This window comes from Myroides odoratimimus, from assembly GCF_038039805.1.
Lineage (GTDB): Bacteria > Bacteroidota > Bacteroidia > Flavobacteriales > Flavobacteriaceae > Flavobacterium > Flavobacterium odoratimimum_B.
The window spans coordinates 336,358-351,714 of sequence record NZ_JBBPHK010000001.1; the positions used below are offsets into that span (position 1 = coordinate 336,358).

General features: G+C 35.8%; 15 protein-coding genes. 9 read left to right on the forward strand and 6 right to left on the reverse strand.

Annotated elements, in window-relative coordinates; all coding sequences use genetic code 11:
• Positions 1 to 511 precede the first annotated feature (511 nt).
• Together AABL85_RS01510 and rpiB are read left to right on the forward strand one after the other, a co-directional pair.
• Positions 512 to 2,125, forward strand: a complete 1,614-nt coding sequence (locus AABL85_RS01510; protein WP_341308891.1) for an AMP-binding protein — start codon at positions 512 to 514, stop codon at positions 2,123 to 2,125.
• A 48-nt stretch (positions 2,126 to 2,173) separates the two neighbouring features.
• Complete coding sequence (gene rpiB / locus AABL85_RS01515; RefSeq protein ID WP_006257955.1) at positions 2,174 to 2,605, forward strand: ribose 5-phosphate isomerase B; 432 nt, start codon at positions 2,174 to 2,176, stop codon at positions 2,603 to 2,605.
• A gap of 112 nt (positions 2,606 to 2,717) precedes the next feature.
• Here the strand turns inward: rpiB and AABL85_RS01520 are convergent, their stop codons facing one another.
• From AABL85_RS01520 to AABL85_RS01535, 4 genes are all read right to left on the reverse strand, one after another.
• On the reverse strand, positions 2,718 to 2,891 hold the full coding sequence (locus tag AABL85_RS01520) for a hypothetical protein (protein ID WP_341308892.1): 174 nt from the start codon (positions 2,889 to 2,891) through the stop codon (positions 2,718 to 2,720).
• A gap of 202 nt (positions 2,892 to 3,093) precedes the next feature.
• A complete protein-coding gene (locus tag AABL85_RS01525) occupies positions 3,094 to 3,309 on the reverse strand; it encodes a hypothetical protein (RefSeq protein WP_341308893.1) in 216 nt (71 codons plus the stop codon).
• 6 nt (positions 3,310 to 3,315) lie between these two features.
• On the reverse strand, positions 3,316 to 3,786 hold the full coding sequence (locus tag AABL85_RS01530) for a DUF6934 family protein (RefSeq protein WP_131540362.1): 471 nt from the start codon (positions 3,784 to 3,786) through the stop codon (positions 3,316 to 3,318).
• A gap of 82 nt (positions 3,787 to 3,868) precedes the next feature.
• Complete coding sequence (locus tag AABL85_RS01535; protein ID WP_341308894.1) at positions 3,869 to 5,014, reverse strand: Atu1372/SO_1960 family protein; 1,146 nt, start codon at positions 5,012 to 5,014, stop codon at positions 3,869 to 3,871.
• 66 nt (positions 5,015 to 5,080) lie between these two features.
• On the opposite strand from AABL85_RS01535, the gene AABL85_RS01540 reads away from it, so the two are divergent.
• The 3 genes from AABL85_RS01540 (at position 5,081) to AABL85_RS01550 (ending at position 7,946) form a co-directional block, all read left to right on the forward strand.
• A complete protein-coding gene (locus tag AABL85_RS01540) occupies positions 5,081 to 5,881 on the forward strand; it encodes an AraC family transcriptional regulator (protein ID WP_341308895.1) in 801 nt (266 codons plus the stop codon).
• A 73-nt stretch (positions 5,882 to 5,954) separates the two neighbouring features.
• On the forward strand, positions 5,955 to 6,584 hold the full coding sequence (locus tag AABL85_RS01545) for a hypothetical protein (RefSeq protein WP_341308896.1): 630 nt from the start codon (positions 5,955 to 5,957) through the stop codon (positions 6,582 to 6,584).
• Between the two features lie 339 nt (positions 6,585 to 6,923).
• Positions 6,924 to 7,946, forward strand: coding sequence for a hypothetical protein (locus tag AABL85_RS01550; RefSeq protein ID WP_341308897.1), 1,023 nt, complete (start codon positions 6,924 to 6,926; stop codon positions 7,944 to 7,946).
• 59 nt (positions 7,947 to 8,005) lie between these two features.
• Here AABL85_RS01550 and AABL85_RS01555 read toward each other — a convergent pair whose 3' ends face one another.
• On the reverse strand, positions 8,006 to 8,269 hold the full coding sequence (locus AABL85_RS01555) for a DUF1294 domain-containing protein (RefSeq protein ID WP_006257968.1): 264 nt from the start codon (positions 8,267 to 8,269) through the stop codon (positions 8,006 to 8,008).
• A 56-nt stretch (positions 8,270 to 8,325) separates the two neighbouring features.
• On the opposite strand from AABL85_RS01555, the gene AABL85_RS01560 reads away from it, so the two are divergent.
• Positions 8,326 to 10,452, forward strand: coding sequence for a Tex family protein (locus AABL85_RS01560; RefSeq protein WP_341308898.1), 2,127 nt, complete (start codon positions 8,326 to 8,328; stop codon positions 10,450 to 10,452).
• A gap of 358 nt (positions 10,453 to 10,810) precedes the next feature.
• Here AABL85_RS01560 and AABL85_RS01565 read toward each other — a convergent pair whose 3' ends face one another.
• Complete coding sequence (locus AABL85_RS01565) at positions 10,811 to 11,026, reverse strand: twin-arginine translocase TatA/TatE family subunit (protein WP_341308899.1); 216 nt, start codon at positions 11,024 to 11,026, stop codon at positions 10,811 to 10,813.
• 190 nt (positions 11,027 to 11,216) lie between these two features.
• On the opposite strand from AABL85_RS01565, the gene AABL85_RS01570 reads away from it, so the two are divergent.
• Genes AABL85_RS01570 through AABL85_RS01580 form a run of 3 tightly spaced genes read left to right on the forward strand, consistent with a single transcriptional unit; the run spans position 11,217 to position 15,308 of the window.
• Positions 11,217 to 12,098 (forward strand): M23 family metallopeptidase, encoded by an 882-nt coding sequence (locus tag AABL85_RS01570; protein ID WP_341308900.1) that lies wholly within the window; start codon positions 11,217 to 11,219, stop codon positions 12,096 to 12,098.
• 6 nt (positions 12,099 to 12,104) lie between these two features.
• Positions 12,105 to 13,592, forward strand: a complete 1,488-nt coding sequence (locus AABL85_RS01575; RefSeq protein ID WP_341308901.1) for a GH3 auxin-responsive promoter family protein — start codon at positions 12,105 to 12,107, stop codon at positions 13,590 to 13,592.
• A 36-nt stretch (positions 13,593 to 13,628) separates the two neighbouring features.
• The gene (locus tag AABL85_RS01580; RefSeq protein ID WP_006260441.1) at positions 13,629 to 15,308 is read left to right on the forward strand and encodes a DUF6909 family protein; all 1,680 of its coding nucleotides are present in this window, start codon (positions 13,629 to 13,631) and stop codon (positions 15,306 to 15,308) included.
• Positions 15,309 to 15,357: the final 49 nt, after the last annotated feature.

Below are 15,357 nucleotides of genomic sequence, written 5' to 3' on the forward strand. Positions count from 1 at the left end.
AAGTACGTTTGATTCTGCAAATTTATAATGTTCTAGTTTATTTTCCAAAAACTCCCTAAAAAGAGAAATAGAATAATATAAAAACCAAGAATAAGGTACTTCGATATCCTATTCTTGCTTTACAATACATTTCTTTAACGTAGTTTGACAGTGAGGTAGGTAAGGTCTAATCGATGCAGGAAATTACCATTATAGTACTAGCTTTTATTAATATCGTTTTTTTCTACCATTGATTATAGTTGCTTCATCTTCATCTTTTTTAATTATACATGGAGAGGTACTGTAAAGTTGCTGATTTATAATATGTTATATATTATTGTCTTCTCCGTATTTATGGTATTAATTACTTATTTGTTTTACTAAGAGAAGGCAGTTAGAGAATAGAATAATTTTTTGAGAATAATGATGCCTTTTATGTACTACTGCTAAGATTCTTTATAGCAATTAATTATATAAAGTGAATTGTATATAAAATTTCGTACTTTAGAAAAACCAACAAAAAACTATATTTATGAATACTATTTCTTATGTGCATGGTGCCTCTGATACACCATTGTTAGGAGAAACCATAGGACAGAATCTAAAAAAGATAACAGATCGATACCCCAATAATGAGGCATTAGTCAGCGTTCATCAGGGATTCAGAGCAACGTATCAAGAGTTCTATAACCTTACTACTCAAGTTGCAAAAGCATTATTAGCGCACAATATACAGAAAGGAGATCGCGTAGGGATATGGGCACCCAACTGTTATGAATGGGTGCTTATGCAGTATGCTACTGCTCGTATAGGTGTGATATTAGTTAATATTAACCCTGCTTATCGAGCACATGAGATCGAGTTTGCGGTTAATCAATCTGAAATATCCCTTATCGTATCTGCTCCAAGTTTTAAAAGTAGTGATTACCGAAAGATTATTTCCTTGATTTTTGAAGATTGTCCTTCGTTAAAAGAAGTTGTTTTCTTAGGAGAAGAATGGGATACTTTCTTATCAGATAGCGATCAGATAACAGATGGAGAACTAGCTATTATAGAAGACTCTGTACAGTTCGGAGAAGCTGTTAATATACAATATACTTCAGGGACTACAGGTTTCCCTAAAGGAGTAACCCTTACACATCATAATATCCTAAACAACGGTTATTTTATCGGCAAGCGTTTAAAGTACACTACAGTAGATAGAGTCTGTATTCCTGTGCCTTTTTATCACTGTTTTGGGATGGTTATAGGCAATCTGTGTTGTACCTCTCATGGAGCTACGATCGTGATTCCAAATGACGGATTTGACCCAGCTAAGACTCTTCAGGTAGTACAAGACGAGAAGTGTACTTCATTATATGGAGTGCCTACTATGTTTATCGCTGAGCTACAGTTGCCAGACTTTAAAGAGTATGACCTTACCTCTTTGAGAACGGGAGTGATGGCTGGCTCACTGTGTCCTGAGCAAGTAATGCGTCGCGTGAAGACAGAGATGAATATGGAGGAAGTAAGTATCTGCTACGGTATGACTGAGACTTCACCTGTATCTACCCAAACGCATATCGGTATTGATATTGTCAAACAGACAACTACGGTAGGAACTGTACAAGACCATCTAGAAATCAAAATTATAGACCCAGAAACAGGTAGAATAGTTCCTAGAGGAGAAGCAGGCGAACTGTGTACACGTGGGTATTCAGTGATGCTGAAATATTGGAATAATCGTACACTCACTTCTGAAGTATTAGATGAGAATAGATGGATGCATACAGGAGACTTGGCTACTATGGATGATCAAGGGTATATTTCGATTACAGGGCGTATTAAAGACCTTATTATTCGCGGAGGGGAGAATATATCTCCGAAGTGGATAGAAGACTTCTTATACACTCATCCCTCTATTGCAGATGTGCAGGTTATCGGGGTTCCAGATGAGAAATATGGAGAAGAGATTATGGCGTGGGTAATCTTAAAACCAGGCATAACCTTGACAGGTGAAGAATTAAAAGGCTTCTGTACGGAGAAGATAGCCCACTTCAGAATACCGAAGTATTGGAAGTTCGTATCAGAATTTCCAATGACCATATCAGGTAAGGTAAGAAAAGTAGAGATGAGACAAATAGCAGTGGAAGAATTAGGGCTGTAGAAAAGATTTATTCTTAACTTTGTACAAAATTATTCAACACAACACACAATGAAAATAGCAATCGGAAATGATCACGCGGGACCTGAATACAAAAAGGCTATCGTTAAGTATCTAGAAGAAAAAGGATTTACAGTAACTAATTATGGGACAGATGATTTTTCGTCTGTGGACTATCCAGATTTTGGACATAAAGTAGCTACAGATGTAGAAGAAGGTAAAGTTGATTTCGGTATCGTAATCTGTGGAAGCGGAAACGGTATAGCGATGACTGCTAATAAACATCAAGGTGTGCGCTGTGCCCTTTGTTGGACAAAAGAGATTGCTGAGTTAGCAAGATTGCACAATGATGCTAATGTGATCAGTATCCCTGCTCGTTATACTTCTATAGAGCAAGCTGTAGCGATGGTAGAGACTTTCTTAAACACAGCTTTCGAAGGTGGAAGACACCAGAATAGAGTAAACAAGATTACTTGTGCCTAAACAAGTAAATACTATAATGTATAAAGAACAAAAGCACGTAATCTAGAGACTACGTGCTTTTTTATTTTATAACAGTCTTGTTTTTTATTATCAGTAGTAAGTTATCGAATAACTACACTTGAGCTTTTTTTTCTGCTCTTGTCTGTTCTATAAGTTTATCTAAACGTTTAAAAGTTCCTAATGCTATTAACTCTTTTACAAAAGGAATATCTTTTGCTACTTTCCCTTTAGTAAGATCAACTTTAATCTGTTTATTTGTATAAGTGATTTTAGGAGTATTGTCCATATTTAAACTTTGTACAACAGTATCTTTTTTTATGATTTAAAAGTTTAAGTTTTTATGAATTGGAGTAATTAGAAAGACGAAATAACAGTATTCAAAGACTGTGTATATCCAGAGAAGATGGATAGTAGATTCGTTAGTGATCAGAAGTGTTTTTAGGCGAAATAGTAAGAATTAAAAGTTATTGATTATAGTTGAAGGAATACTAAGATTCCTTTTGTGCCTTTTCGTATTCTTCTTTTCTTTTTATTTCTCTCTCTTCGAAAATATATAACTCCCCTGAAGCTTCAAGCTGTTCAAACAACTTAAATGCATATTCTATTTTACCTGATTCGTCAATGACTCTTAGGTTATTATTAATAGTGATGATTTTAGGATTAGTATCAGTCTTTACTTCGTTTGAATCAATCTTTTTTTTCATAATGCCTTATTTTATACTGTTCGTATTCGGTGTGATTAAGAAACCTTGATAGTTTGTATTCTTTTCAAAGAACACTACTGTACCATTAGAGTGTACTCCATAGATATTAAAAAATTTAGACAGTTCCTCATAGTTAGTGGACAAAACCATTCTGTATAACCGCGTGCGTGAAGGAGTACTTCCTCTAAAGACTATCTTATAAAATCCTTTGTCTTTTGTGAAATCAAGTACAGCCCTAAATACAGTAGCCAAAACTCTATTCATATCACCATTATTACTGACAATTCTATCATCAATAATACTGTTATTAAGTGTCTTTTTTGGTTTATCACCAAAGCTAAGATTATACAAATTAGCTTCACTTTTAATTATAGCAAAGATAATTAATTTTTTGATTGCTTGGTTTTTACCTATGCTTGTAAATTCATAGATTGAGTTTTCTCTATCTGTTGTAAATGAATAAGATGGATACTGCATATCTAACCTATTAGCGTGTTAGAATTGGCAAGTTAGGGATTATCTATAAGACGAAATAACAGTATTCAAACACCTTTTTTGATTACTCTATTTCGAAGATAGCTTGTATCTCTACCGCAGAGTTGACAGGTACAGAAGTAGCACCTAGAGTACCTCTAGCATGTTTGCCCTTCTCTCCGAATATAGCTACGGATAAGTCTGATGCCACATTCATTAGATTAGCGTGCTGAGCGTAGTCAGGAGTGGTGTTGAATATACCTGTTAGCTGTACGGTTTTCTTTACTCTGTTGAGGTCACCATCTACAGCTAATTTAAGCACCGCGATTACATTTAGCATCGTCTGTTCAGTCGCTTGCTTTGCTTGTTCTTCTGTGACATCTACACCTACCTTACCAGGATATAATATTTGGCCGTCCTTTAAGGCTACCTGATTGATGAATATTAGATTTCCACTGCGTGAGTAAGGCGTGTAGTTTCCCACAGGATTAGGCGCTACAGGTAGTATGATGTTTTTTTGTTTAAGCGTGGTTTCTACATCAGTGACTATTTGTTTAGGCGTCATTTCCTCTTTCTTCTGAAAAGTTCCTTTTAAGGCTTTGGCAACTTTGGCGAAGTTTAGACCTTGCGTATAAGCGATTAGCAGTTCGCTTTCGCTGGGACGTTGCACCGTTTTGTTTGAAGCAAGGCTACTTGCTCCTAGTACACTATTACCTTGAGGGATGCTATTATCTAGCTTCTCCGTAGCTCTGATGCCATTCGGTACGAGTATCATCCCATGTACTGCTAGGCTATTCCAGAACGACTGTAAGGCTAGGTCCTTCCCTGCTCCGCTACCAGCAGACATAAATACAGCTGTAGGCATTCCCTCTAGAGCATGAGCTGTCCATAGATCTACTGTCTTCGCAAGAAAGGCACTCATCGGAGTACTGATATTGCCAAAATATACAGGAGATCCCCATACGATGCCATCATAAGTAGGTAGCTCCTCAGGAGTAGCTATCTGTAGATCACTTAATAGTGCATTTGCTGAAGGTTGTACTAGTTTTATAGTCGCCTCTGCGTGAGGGTTGCTTTCTATTCCCTTAGCGATTTCTTGTGCCATTCTATACGTACCACCTGTATCAGAGTGGATAAGTACTAATATTTTGGTTAGGGTATCTTTTGCCATGATCTGTGTCGTTGTGAAGAGTAGTGTACAAGTGATTAGTGCAGTATATAATGCTTTCATATTAATTATTTAAAGTATAATCACAAAGGTATGCCTGCAGTTTATATTATATTTGTCAAAAAATATATGCAAAACGCCAATATCAAATGTGGATTGACCGAGAAGCTCTTAGGAGTATATGATGATACTAATGAGGTACAGGCGTATGTATGGTATGAAGACAACTTCGTTCACGATGAGTATCAGCACGCTCATCAGCGATATCAGCTCACCTACGTAGAACAGGGCTATCAGTACCTTCATGTAGATAACTGTATCTATCTAGTCCCTCAGTATCACATAGCATGGATACCTTCAGGACAGCAGCACGCTACTACCTCTACAGCAAAGGATATCAACCTAAAAGTACTGTTGTATAAAGAGGTGCCAGCTGACTCATTCTATGATCAAGTACACATCTTCCCTGCTCCTACTGTGCTGAGGGAGATGCTACAGTATGCGACGAAATGGAATAGAGTAATCGAGACAGAATTAGAGAAAGAACAGTTCTTACAGGCTATTCTTATGAGTTTAAAGTCGTTCTGTGAAGAGAATCAATCGCTCCAATTACCTATTCCTACCGATCATAGGTTAATACCTGTATGCACGTATATCAATGAGCATCTTACCTCAACGCTAGACTTAGATGAACTAGCCAGTATCTCTACCATGTCTGTGCGCAATCTACAGCGCCTGTTCAAACTGGAGACGGGTATCACTCTACAGAAATACCTTCAGATCATTCGCATCTTGAAGAGTATAGAGCTAATAGATACAAGAGAATTTACCTTGAGTGAAGTCGCTTTTAAAGTAGGTTATAAGAGCTTAGTGGCTTTTAGAAACTCCTATTTTGACATAGTGAAAGTATATCCTAAAATTAAAAAATAAGGGTATACACCCCTGACAAAAGGTTGTCACTACCCTACTCTACCTTTGCTCCATAATCTTAACAATATACAGAATGATACGAGTAAGTAATGCACCAGTGTGTGCGATGGAGTTCATCAGTTTTAGAAAGAAATCAACAGTAAATGATGACGAATTATTAGTTGTAGTAGCCCGATTTGAGCGTCAATTGGCACAGGTAGAAGGTATTGTCTATCATACCTTGGTTCGCAACTATGATAACGAGTATGCTAATGTGCTGTTCGCTACTTCTATGGAGGTGATTAAGGCCTTAGAAACAGTGATAGGAAACACCAAAGAAACCCAAGACTTCTTCAGTATGGTAGACATGAGTACAGTGCAGGTAGAGTATCACCAGATAAACAAGTCTAACTTCACAGTGCCTTCCTACTTTGGTTGTATAGAGAATGGTAAGTTTTCTCTTAAAGATACTACCCAAGCCTCTACTCTATTATCTGCTTCGTATGCTGTAGAACAAGCTTATCTCAATGCTTTCGAGAACACAAAAGGACACTTTATCTCCACTCGTGGCGATAACCAATATGCCGAAATCGTATTAGGTCATACCTTTGGCAATACGAAGGAGATTTGCTACGGTTATTTTGGGAATGAAGCTTGCCTTTCTCTTCTGGAGCTAATCGACGAGAGTAGTATGCATTTAGGTTTTTGGTATGTGGTAGGATAATTATAAGATTAGTTGAAGGTCTAACTATTTTTATTGGGTACTTAAGCCCTATTTGAGCTGTTTTTTATTTATTTAGTTAGTAGATTGTTTGGGTACGAGTTTGGTATTGTTTTGAAAACAGGCTCTCATCTCAAGTAAACACTGGGAATTACCGAACACTATCAAAACAAAATAAAAGCGATTATTTGTTATATATTGATTATTAGTGTTTTGTTTGTTTTTTGAATGATTATAATTGATCAAAAAGGGATAATTAGATCATTATTACCAAATGAGATCAAAAGTGACTTTTTTGGACACCATAATTACTTTTAATATATGTATTTTTGAAAAAAAAATATGAAAAAGTATATATGTAGCATCGCAATAGCTATGTTTGGAGTATTTATAACTTCATGTAGCAATGATGATAATATAAATGATAGTAAACCTGTAGAAGAGAGAAAGGGACGTTTTGACAGAAGCCCTTTTAGTTGGGATGTGAAGGGAAGTGCTGAAGTGAATGATCTATTGTTTATAGATGACACTAATTATTCTATAAATACATCAGGAGAACATTATTCTACTAGTAATGATTTATATCCTGGAGCTGTGTTTCCGAAGAATAGCATAGATAGATTGACATTTGATGCTATGGTAAAAGCAGAAAAGAATCCTTATGATTTAATGTTTATGTTCTATAAATCTTTTGTTTTAAGTGATATTAGTACAAAGAAAGAGAAGGTAACATATTTAAATGCTGTTAATCAAGCTCTAGGCAGTGAAGCTTTTCGATCAGAGGTAAAAACCAGAGCTTATGGTATTGAGGATTTATATATTACAGAGTGTTATACTTATAAAGATGTTGTTCAAGCTTTTAGTGGTAATCTGAAGTTAGGAGAAGTTTTTGCGAAAAATATGAAAATGAATGCAGGTGATAGTAGATATAAGTCTATTTTACTCATGAGAGTAGGTAAGGTATTCTATGGAGAGTGGTTTGAGGGAGATTATGAAAATTTCTTTAAAGAGCCTATGAATGAAAAGGATTTGTATTATGTGAAGAGAATTATGAGAGGAACTCCCGTTACTTATGTGGCAATAGAGAGTAAGGCCGATTATGCAGACTTAAAAGATGCTGTAAGATCAGCATTAGTACATTATCGAAAAGAAGGTAATTTAAATTTAAATGATAAGAATGGTAAAATCTTGAGTAATGCAAGTTTTACAATACTAAGCACTGAAGATAAGATAAACAGCTTAGGTAAGTGGAGTACTTCTAAAGACGATATGTTCTCAGTACTTAAGAATAATTTATCTGCGAATTATATAGGACAACCTATTTACTTAGAGATTAGATCTGTAGATACAGATAAAAGATACTAAACAATAAAATATTTAAAGAAGACTTATGACTGCGGTTACTAAGTCTTTTTTTATGGATATTATCGTTTAAAGACGATAAAGAATAAGGCTACCTGTATGGCTAGGATGGCATAAAACTTTAGTTTAAAAGAGTCTTTAGAAATCTTATGTCTAAGTTTCTTCATCGCAATCCATGCACCTAGTGTTCCACCAAAAAAGCAAAGAGACAAGAGGTTCTTCTCAGAAACACGTCTTTTGTTTTTAATCGCTTGTTCTTTGTCAAAGGCAAACATGGAGAAAGCTAAATAGTTTATTATAAGTAGATATAGGAATAAAAACTTCATGAGATTTATTTATTGTGACAAAGGTAGTATTTTAGCTATTCTTAAAATAATAAAATATGACGTTGATAGAGTTTATTCAACAGGCTGTGAGTGCTAGTGCAAAAAGTATAGAGAATACGCTGTCTCTGTTAGGAGAGGGATGTACTATACCGTTTATCGCTAGATATAGAAAAGATAGAACTGGTAATCTAGATGAGGTGATTATCGAAAAGATAGCAAAGTATAGCGAGCTGTATGAAGGGATAGTGAAGAGAAAGGAGTCTATATTAGGCTCAATAGAAGAACAGGGCAAGCTAACAGATGAATTGCGCAATAAGATTACAAATAGCTTTGATCTAACAGAGATAGAAGATTTATACTTGCCATATAAGAAGACGCGTAAGACGAAGGCTGATACAGCTAGAGAGAACGGTCTAGAGCCATTGGCTAAAGTGATTATGGCTCAGAATGCTCATGATATAGAGTCTATCGCTGCGAAATATCTTAATGATAAGGTAGGAAGTGAAGAAGAGGCTATACAAGGGGCATCTGATATCATTGCAGAATGGATTAATGAAAATATGTATGTGCGAAAATCACTGAGAAGAAAGTTCCAACGCAGTGGAGTGATCAGTACTAAGGTGGTAAAAGCAAAAAAGGAAGAAGAGAATGCGCAGAAGTTTGAGCAATATTTTGATTGGGCAGAGCCTGTGTATAAGATACCTGCACATCGATTATTAGCTATTCTAAGAGCAGAGAAAGAAGGTTTTATCAAGTTTAATGTAGGTATTGATAAAGAAGAGGCTATTAGCTTCATAGAAGATAATGTAGTGAAAGGTAAGAATGAGTGTGGTAAGATAGTAGAGAAGGCGGTAGCGGATAGCTATAAGCGTCTGTTAGAACCAGCATTGTCTAATGAAGCCTTGGTAGAAGCGAAGGAGAAGGCAGATTTAAACTCTATACAGGTATTTGCTGATAACCTTACTCAGTTATTATTAGGTTCGCCATTAGGAGAGAAACGCATACTAGCTATCGACCCTGGGTTTAAGACGGGGTGTAAGGTAGTTTGTTTAGACGAGCAGGGAGATTTATTATACAATGAGACTATATTTCCTCATGCTCCTCAGAAGGATACTACTATGGCGATGAAGAAGATTCGCTCTATGGTCAATGCATACAATGTAGAAGCTATCGCTATTGGTAATGGGACAGCCTCTAGAGAGACGGAGTTCTTTATTAAGAAAATAGCTTTTGATAAAACAGTACAAGTATTCGTAGTGAATGAGGCGGGAGCATCTGTGTACTCTGCGTCTAAGATAGCGAGAGAAGAGTTTCCTACTTATGATGTGACAGTGAGAGGTGCTGTGTCTATCGGGCGTCGTCTGTCTGATCCATTAGCAGAGCTAGTGAAGATAGATCCTAAGTCTATCGGAGTGGGACAGTATCAACACGATGTAGACCAAACATTGCTTAAAAAAGAGCTAGATAATGTGGTGATGAAGTGTGTAAACTCAGTAGGAGTTAATCTTAATACTGCTAGTAAATCGCTACTGAGCTATGTATCTGGGATAGGTGAGAAGATGGCTGAGAATATAGTGCAATACAGAACAGAGAATGGGCCATTCGAGAGTAGAACAGAGCTTAAGAAAGTACCTCGACTAGGAGATAAAGCCTTCCAGCAGGCAGCTGCATTTGTGCGTATTAAGAATGCTAAGAATCCACTAGACGACTCTGCTGTACATCCTGAGGCTTATGGTGTGGTAGAGAAGATCGCTAAAGATATGAAGGTATCTATAGGGGATATGATCTCTAATAAAGAGCTTATCGCTAAAGTAGATGCTAATAAATATACTACGGGTGAGGTAGGAGCATTAGCGCTTCAAGATATCTTAAAAGAATTAGAGAAGCCTGGTCTAGATCCTAGACGCAGTGCTAAGGTATTCGAGTTTGATCCTAGTGTGAAACAGATTACAGACTTAAAAATAGGTCAAGTACTGCCTGGTATTATCAATAATATTACCAACTTTGGTTGTTTTGTAGATGTTGGAATTAAGGAGAGTGGTCTAGTGCATATCTCTCAACTTAAAGCAGGCTTTGTATCAGACGTGAATGAAGTAGTAAAGTTACACCAGCATGTACAAGTGAAGGTGACGGATGTAGATGTGGCTAAAAAAAGAATACAACTGTCTATGATATTAGATTAAACCCAGATTCCGCATTCGGCCCATACTAAGAATAAATTCAGAGCTTTTTTGTAGAATTTACTCTCGTTAATAGGTCTATCGCATATTCTAGGTTTAAAAAAATAAAAAAAACATTTCTAAATCTTGTTTTTGGCACGATACTTGTTTTTAAACTAGTACTTGAGTTTGAAACAATAATGTTGTTATTGAAAAAGAAAACAAGCAGGTAAGTAGTGTTTTTATTATGTTTTATAAGTGAAGTGCCTATCTTTTATTGTCAAGATAGGTACTTTTTTTTGTGCTATAGTGACGTATAAAAACAAAAAAGCGTTATACAGCAAGCCATATAACGCGTAAAATATATAAGTTTAGAACAGAATTATTCTGTCTTAGAGTTATCTTGTGTATTCTCTTTTTTAGTTGTCTGTTGAGCGTTTTCGTCTTTAGTAGCATCTTTAAATTCTTTGATACCAGAACCAAGTCCTCTCATTAATTCAGGGATCTTTTTACCTCCGAATAACAATAGAATGATAGCTACAATAACTATAATTTGCCATGGCCCAACCATTCCTAAAAATATGTGTAATGAGTTCATAATAATCTTTTTGAAACATTAAGTAGGGACAAATATAGTAAGAAAAATGTAAAACGTTTATTCGTAATAGGTTTTATTTAACTTTTAACGTTTATCTAGTAAGGAATTTTCTTTTAAACTGTGAATATTTAGGTAAAGTGACAGAGTCAAATTTTATAATTATTATATTTGTGTAGTAAAATAGGTACAGATGTTAGGAAAGGGACATAAAAGAAAAAAGTGGAAAAGTACACTTTTAAGTAAATACCGTATTGTTATCGTTAATGATAAGACCTTTGAAGATGTAAAATCTTTTAAGCTTAATTTACTTAATGTTTTTGGCGCCAGTACTACATTGGTATTTTTGTTTATTCTATCAACTGTTTTACTGTTGGTATTGACTCCGTTAAAGGAATATATACCGGGATATTCTTCTGCTGAGTTAAAACAAAGGGCTGTAGAGTTAGCTCTAAAAGTAGATTCGCTAGAGAATGAATCTAGACAGAATCAACAGTATCTAAGTGCGATCAAAAGCGCATTGTTAGGAGAAATACAGGTGACAGAGGCTAGTATAGATTCTTTAAAACTAACTCAGAAACCACTGAATCAAATCGAACATAAAGATCCTAGTGAAACAGATATGAAGCTAAGAGAAATGGTTAGACTAGAGGATAAGTATAATCTCTTCGAAGAGAGTAAACCTAAAGTTAGCCAAGTCCTGTTTAGCCCAATTAATGCAGAAATAGTAAGAAAGTACGATAGTAGAGCAATGCATTTCGGGATTGACTTTAGAGCACCTGCTAATACACCTGTAAAAGCAATTAGTAAAGGGACTGTGCTATTCGTAGACTGGACTATAAAAGATGGTTATACAATCATCTTATTACACGATGAAGGTTTAATATCTGTATATAAGCACTTGACATCTCTTACTAAAGGAGAGTATGAAAGTGTAAGGTCAGGAGAAGTGATAGGTCTGTTTGATGGAAGTAGTGAGGCTACTGCATTAAATGCTTCTACAAAATACTTCCACTTCGAACTTTGGAAAGATGCTTATCCATTAGATAGCTCATTATTTATAGATTTAGAATAAGAGAATATGTCAATAAAGTCATTTGGAGCTAAAGTATTTGCTTCAATTATACATAAGAAAACACAAAAGTGGGTCAATGACCCTATTAATACGCAAAAGAAGGTTTTGGAACAATTGCTAGAGAATGCTAAGCACACTGCATTTGGAAAAGACCATAATTTTGCTTATATTAATAGCTACAAAGATTTTGTAAAGCAAGTACCTGTGCGAGATTATGAGGGGTTAAGACCTTATGTAGATAGAGTGGTAGCTGGTGAGAGTGATGTGTTGTGGAAAGGGAAACCTTTATATTTCGCAAAGACTTCGGGTACAACTTCGGGTGCTAAGTATATCCCATTGACCAAAGAGTCTATGCCTTATCATATAGAAGCTGCTCGTAATGCAATATTAGCTTATGTACATGAGACAGGTAAAGCGGACTTCGTAGATGGTAAAATGATCTTCTTACAAGGCAGTCCTATACTAGATGAAAAAAATGGTATAAAATTAGGTAGACTATCAGGTATAGTAGCTCACTATGTACCTGCTTATTTACAGAAAAATAGATTGCCTAGTCTAGAAACAAACTGTATAGAAGACTGGGAGACCAAAGTAGATGCTATAGTAGAGGAAACAGTAGATCAGAATATGAGTGTGATCTCTGGTATTCCGAGCTGGGTGCAGATGTACTTCGAAAAACTAAAGGAGAAAAAGGGTAAACCTGTAGGAGATATATTCCCTAATTTTAATTTGTTTATTTATGGCGGTGTAAACTATGAGCCTTATAGAGGTAAATTTGAACAAATGATAGGGCGTAAGGTACCATCTATAGAGTTGTTCCCAGCTTCAGAGGGGTTCTTCGCTTATCAAGATACACAGACAGAGAAAGGGATGTTATTACTGCTAAATGCTGGTATCTTCTATGAGTTTATAAAGGTAGAGGAGTTCTTTAATGAGGATGCTAGAAGATATACCATAGGAGAGGTAGAGCTAGGTGTGAATTATGTATTAATTATCTCTACCAACGCTGGACTATGGGGATACAATATCGGTGATACGGTACAATTCGTTAATCTGAAGCCTTATAGAGTAGTAGTATCTGGGCGTATAAAGCATTTTATCTCTGCATTCGGAGAACATGTGATCGGTAAGGAGGTAGAGTCGGCTATACAAGAAGCAATGGAGGGTACTTCAGTAACTGTTAATGAGTTTACTGTAGCACCACAGATTAGTCCAGAAGAGGGATTGCCTTACCATGAATGGTTGATAGAGTTCGGCAATGAACCTGAAGATTTAGAAGCTTTTGCTTTAAAGATAGATAATGCTTTAAGAAAGCAGAATATGTATTATGATGACTTAATTGTTGGAAAGGTGTTGAAGACATTAGTCATCTCTAAAGTGAAACAAGAAGGCTTTAATAACTATATGAAGAGTATAGGGAAGCTAGGAGGGCAAAATAAGTTGCCTAGATTAAGCAATGATAGAATCATCGCTGATCAATTAAAATTATATTAGTAAAAAGAAATAATAAGACGTAAAAAGGAGAAGTATATGAAAGAGATAAAGAATATATCTAGAACGAGAGCGCAAGTGTCGTCTGCAGCTGTGGAGCGTATGTATATTACAATGCGCCATTTGTTTAACAGAGGTTTCTATAAACCGATGGGAGTGTCAGGAGATACATTAAGAGAAGCGCTATTAGAATTGCGTCCGGAAATATATGGTACTATCGCAGAAGAAAAAGTAGAGTTAAACGGATTGTTATATGTTATAGAACGCCTTCCGATCGGAATAGAGGAGTGTCGTTATATTAACTTGACATCTGATGAGGGGTATTCATTCTCTCACTTTACAGCCATCGTACCGCCTAAGAGAAGAAGAAACTGTTATCGAATAGATGAGGAGCAGATGAATATCGAGATCACTAGAGGTAGATCTGATATCTATGATGTTTTGACTCACTTGACATTTATATTTATTGAATCACATAAGATTAAAGATCGTGTATTGATAGGAGAGGATGGAAAGGTAACTCGCGATTGGAAAAAGATAGAAACTGCTGCTAAAAAAGAAGAGTTTTTAGAATTAGAGGAGAAAGAGGTAATCATGTCTCACTTAGCTAATGTATTAGGACGTTCTTTTGCTGAGGTTCTTGATGTATATGAGAAGTTTGCTATTCCTGAGAATCCAGACCGTTTCTTAGACGTGATTTATTGGTTAGGAAAGTTAGCTATAGAGGAAGATGTGTATAACGATAAACGTACAATCACTTTTAGTCCACTACTTAGAGAGCGTCTAGGTCACCATATCTATGGAGAAATGTGGTCTGATAGAATTAAAGAAGTACTTACAGCAAAAGGATTATTAGAGCGTCCAATCCATATCATCAGTGCGAATATGCACAGTGTGATGAATTCTATCTTTGCTCCTTCAGTTGTAAAGAGTGAAGTAGAGGTGAGTTCTGAACTAGAGGTGTACGAAGAATTAAGTAAGCCTGAGAATAAACACCTTAGAGATTTAGTTAATGAACGTGCTGAAAATGAAGGAATGACTTTCTTAAGAGATGAGTCAGGAACGAACATTGACGTTCAAATATTTGATACTGCTAAGATAGATTTCGCTACTACAAACTTTAAGGCTCAGCAAATAGAAGGAGAGTATCCTGTGATTATCGTTATGGATTACGCTTTCGGTGAGCAGGCTTATGAGACTATCGATGAGCTTTTAAAGCCTTATAAGAAAACAACGATGATAGATGTGGAATCTGTGTCTATTATGGGTAAAGCAGGTATCTTAGTAGGAGATAAAGGTGATATTATGATTCCATTCGCTCATATTAATGAGGGAACAGGGGATAATTATCCTTTTGACAATGAATTGACAGTAGATATGTTTAAGAATGATGATATCCCTGTATTTGGAGGAACAATGGTTACTGTATTAGGTACATCACTTCAGAACAAGGATTTATTAAAGTTCTTCCACGATTCTACGTGGGGTGTAATCGGTCTAGAGATGGAAGGTGCTCACTACCAAAAAGCAATACAGTCTGCTTCTAAAATCAGAAAAAGTATTAATCCTGATGTGAAAGTAAGATATGCTTACTATGCTTCTGATAATCCATTAGAGACAGGTAGTACATTAGCTTCAGGAGGGTTAGGTACGACAGGAGTAAAGCCTACTTACTTAATTACCATCAAAATACTAGAGCAGATATTTAATATTAAGTAATTAAATTCTAAATAGTTTAAGATAAATGAGCCATCACAGAATATATGTG

Excerpts from the sequence above, each read along its gene's own strand:
- AABL85_RS01520 (WP_341308892.1), bottom strand. The coding sequence starts at position 2,891 with ATGGACAATACTCCTAAAATCACTTATACAAATAAACAGATTAAAGTT.
- AABL85_RS01575 (WP_341308901.1), top strand. The coding sequence starts at position 12,105 with ATGTCAATAAAGTCATTTGGAGCTAAAGTATTTGCTTCAATTATACAT.
- rpiB (WP_006257955.1), top strand. The coding sequence starts at position 2,174 with ATGAAAATAGCAATCGGAAATGATCACGCGGGACCTGAATACAAAAAG.
- AABL85_RS01555 (WP_006257968.1), bottom strand. The coding sequence starts at position 8,269 with ATGAAGTTTTTATTCCTATATCTACTTATAATAAACTATTTAGCTTTC.
- AABL85_RS01560 (WP_341308898.1), top strand. The coding sequence starts at position 8,326 with ATGACGTTGATAGAGTTTATTCAACAGGCTGTGAGTGCTAGTGCAAAA.
- AABL85_RS01565 (WP_341308899.1), bottom strand. The coding sequence starts at position 11,026 with ATGAACTCATTACACATATTTTTAGGAATGGTTGGGCCATGGCAAATT.
- AABL85_RS01580 (WP_006260441.1), top strand. The coding sequence starts at position 13,629 with ATGAAAGAGATAAAGAATATATCTAGAACGAGAGCGCAAGTGTCGTCT.
- AABL85_RS01530 (WP_131540362.1), bottom strand. The coding sequence starts at position 3,786 with ATGCAGTATCCATCTTATTCATTTACAACAGATAGAGAAAACTCAATC.
- AABL85_RS01545 (WP_341308896.1), top strand. The coding sequence starts at position 5,955 with ATGATACGAGTAAGTAATGCACCAGTGTGTGCGATGGAGTTCATCAGT.
- AABL85_RS01540 (WP_341308895.1), top strand. The coding sequence starts at position 5,081 with ATGCAAAACGCCAATATCAAATGTGGATTGACCGAGAAGCTCTTAGGA.
- AABL85_RS01570 (WP_341308900.1), top strand. The coding sequence starts at position 11,217 with ATGTTAGGAAAGGGACATAAAAGAAAAAAGTGGAAAAGTACACTTTTA.
- AABL85_RS01510 (WP_341308891.1), top strand. The coding sequence starts at position 512 with ATGAATACTATTTCTTATGTGCATGGTGCCTCTGATACACCATTGTTA.
- AABL85_RS01525 (WP_341308893.1), bottom strand. The coding sequence starts at position 3,309 with ATGAAAAAAAAGATTGATTCAAACGAAGTAAAGACTGATACTAATCCT.
- AABL85_RS01550 (WP_341308897.1), top strand. The coding sequence starts at position 6,924 with ATGAAAAAGTATATATGTAGCATCGCAATAGCTATGTTTGGAGTATTT.
- AABL85_RS01535 (WP_341308894.1), bottom strand. The coding sequence starts at position 5,014 with ATGAAAGCATTATATACTGCACTAATCACTTGTACACTACTCTTCACA.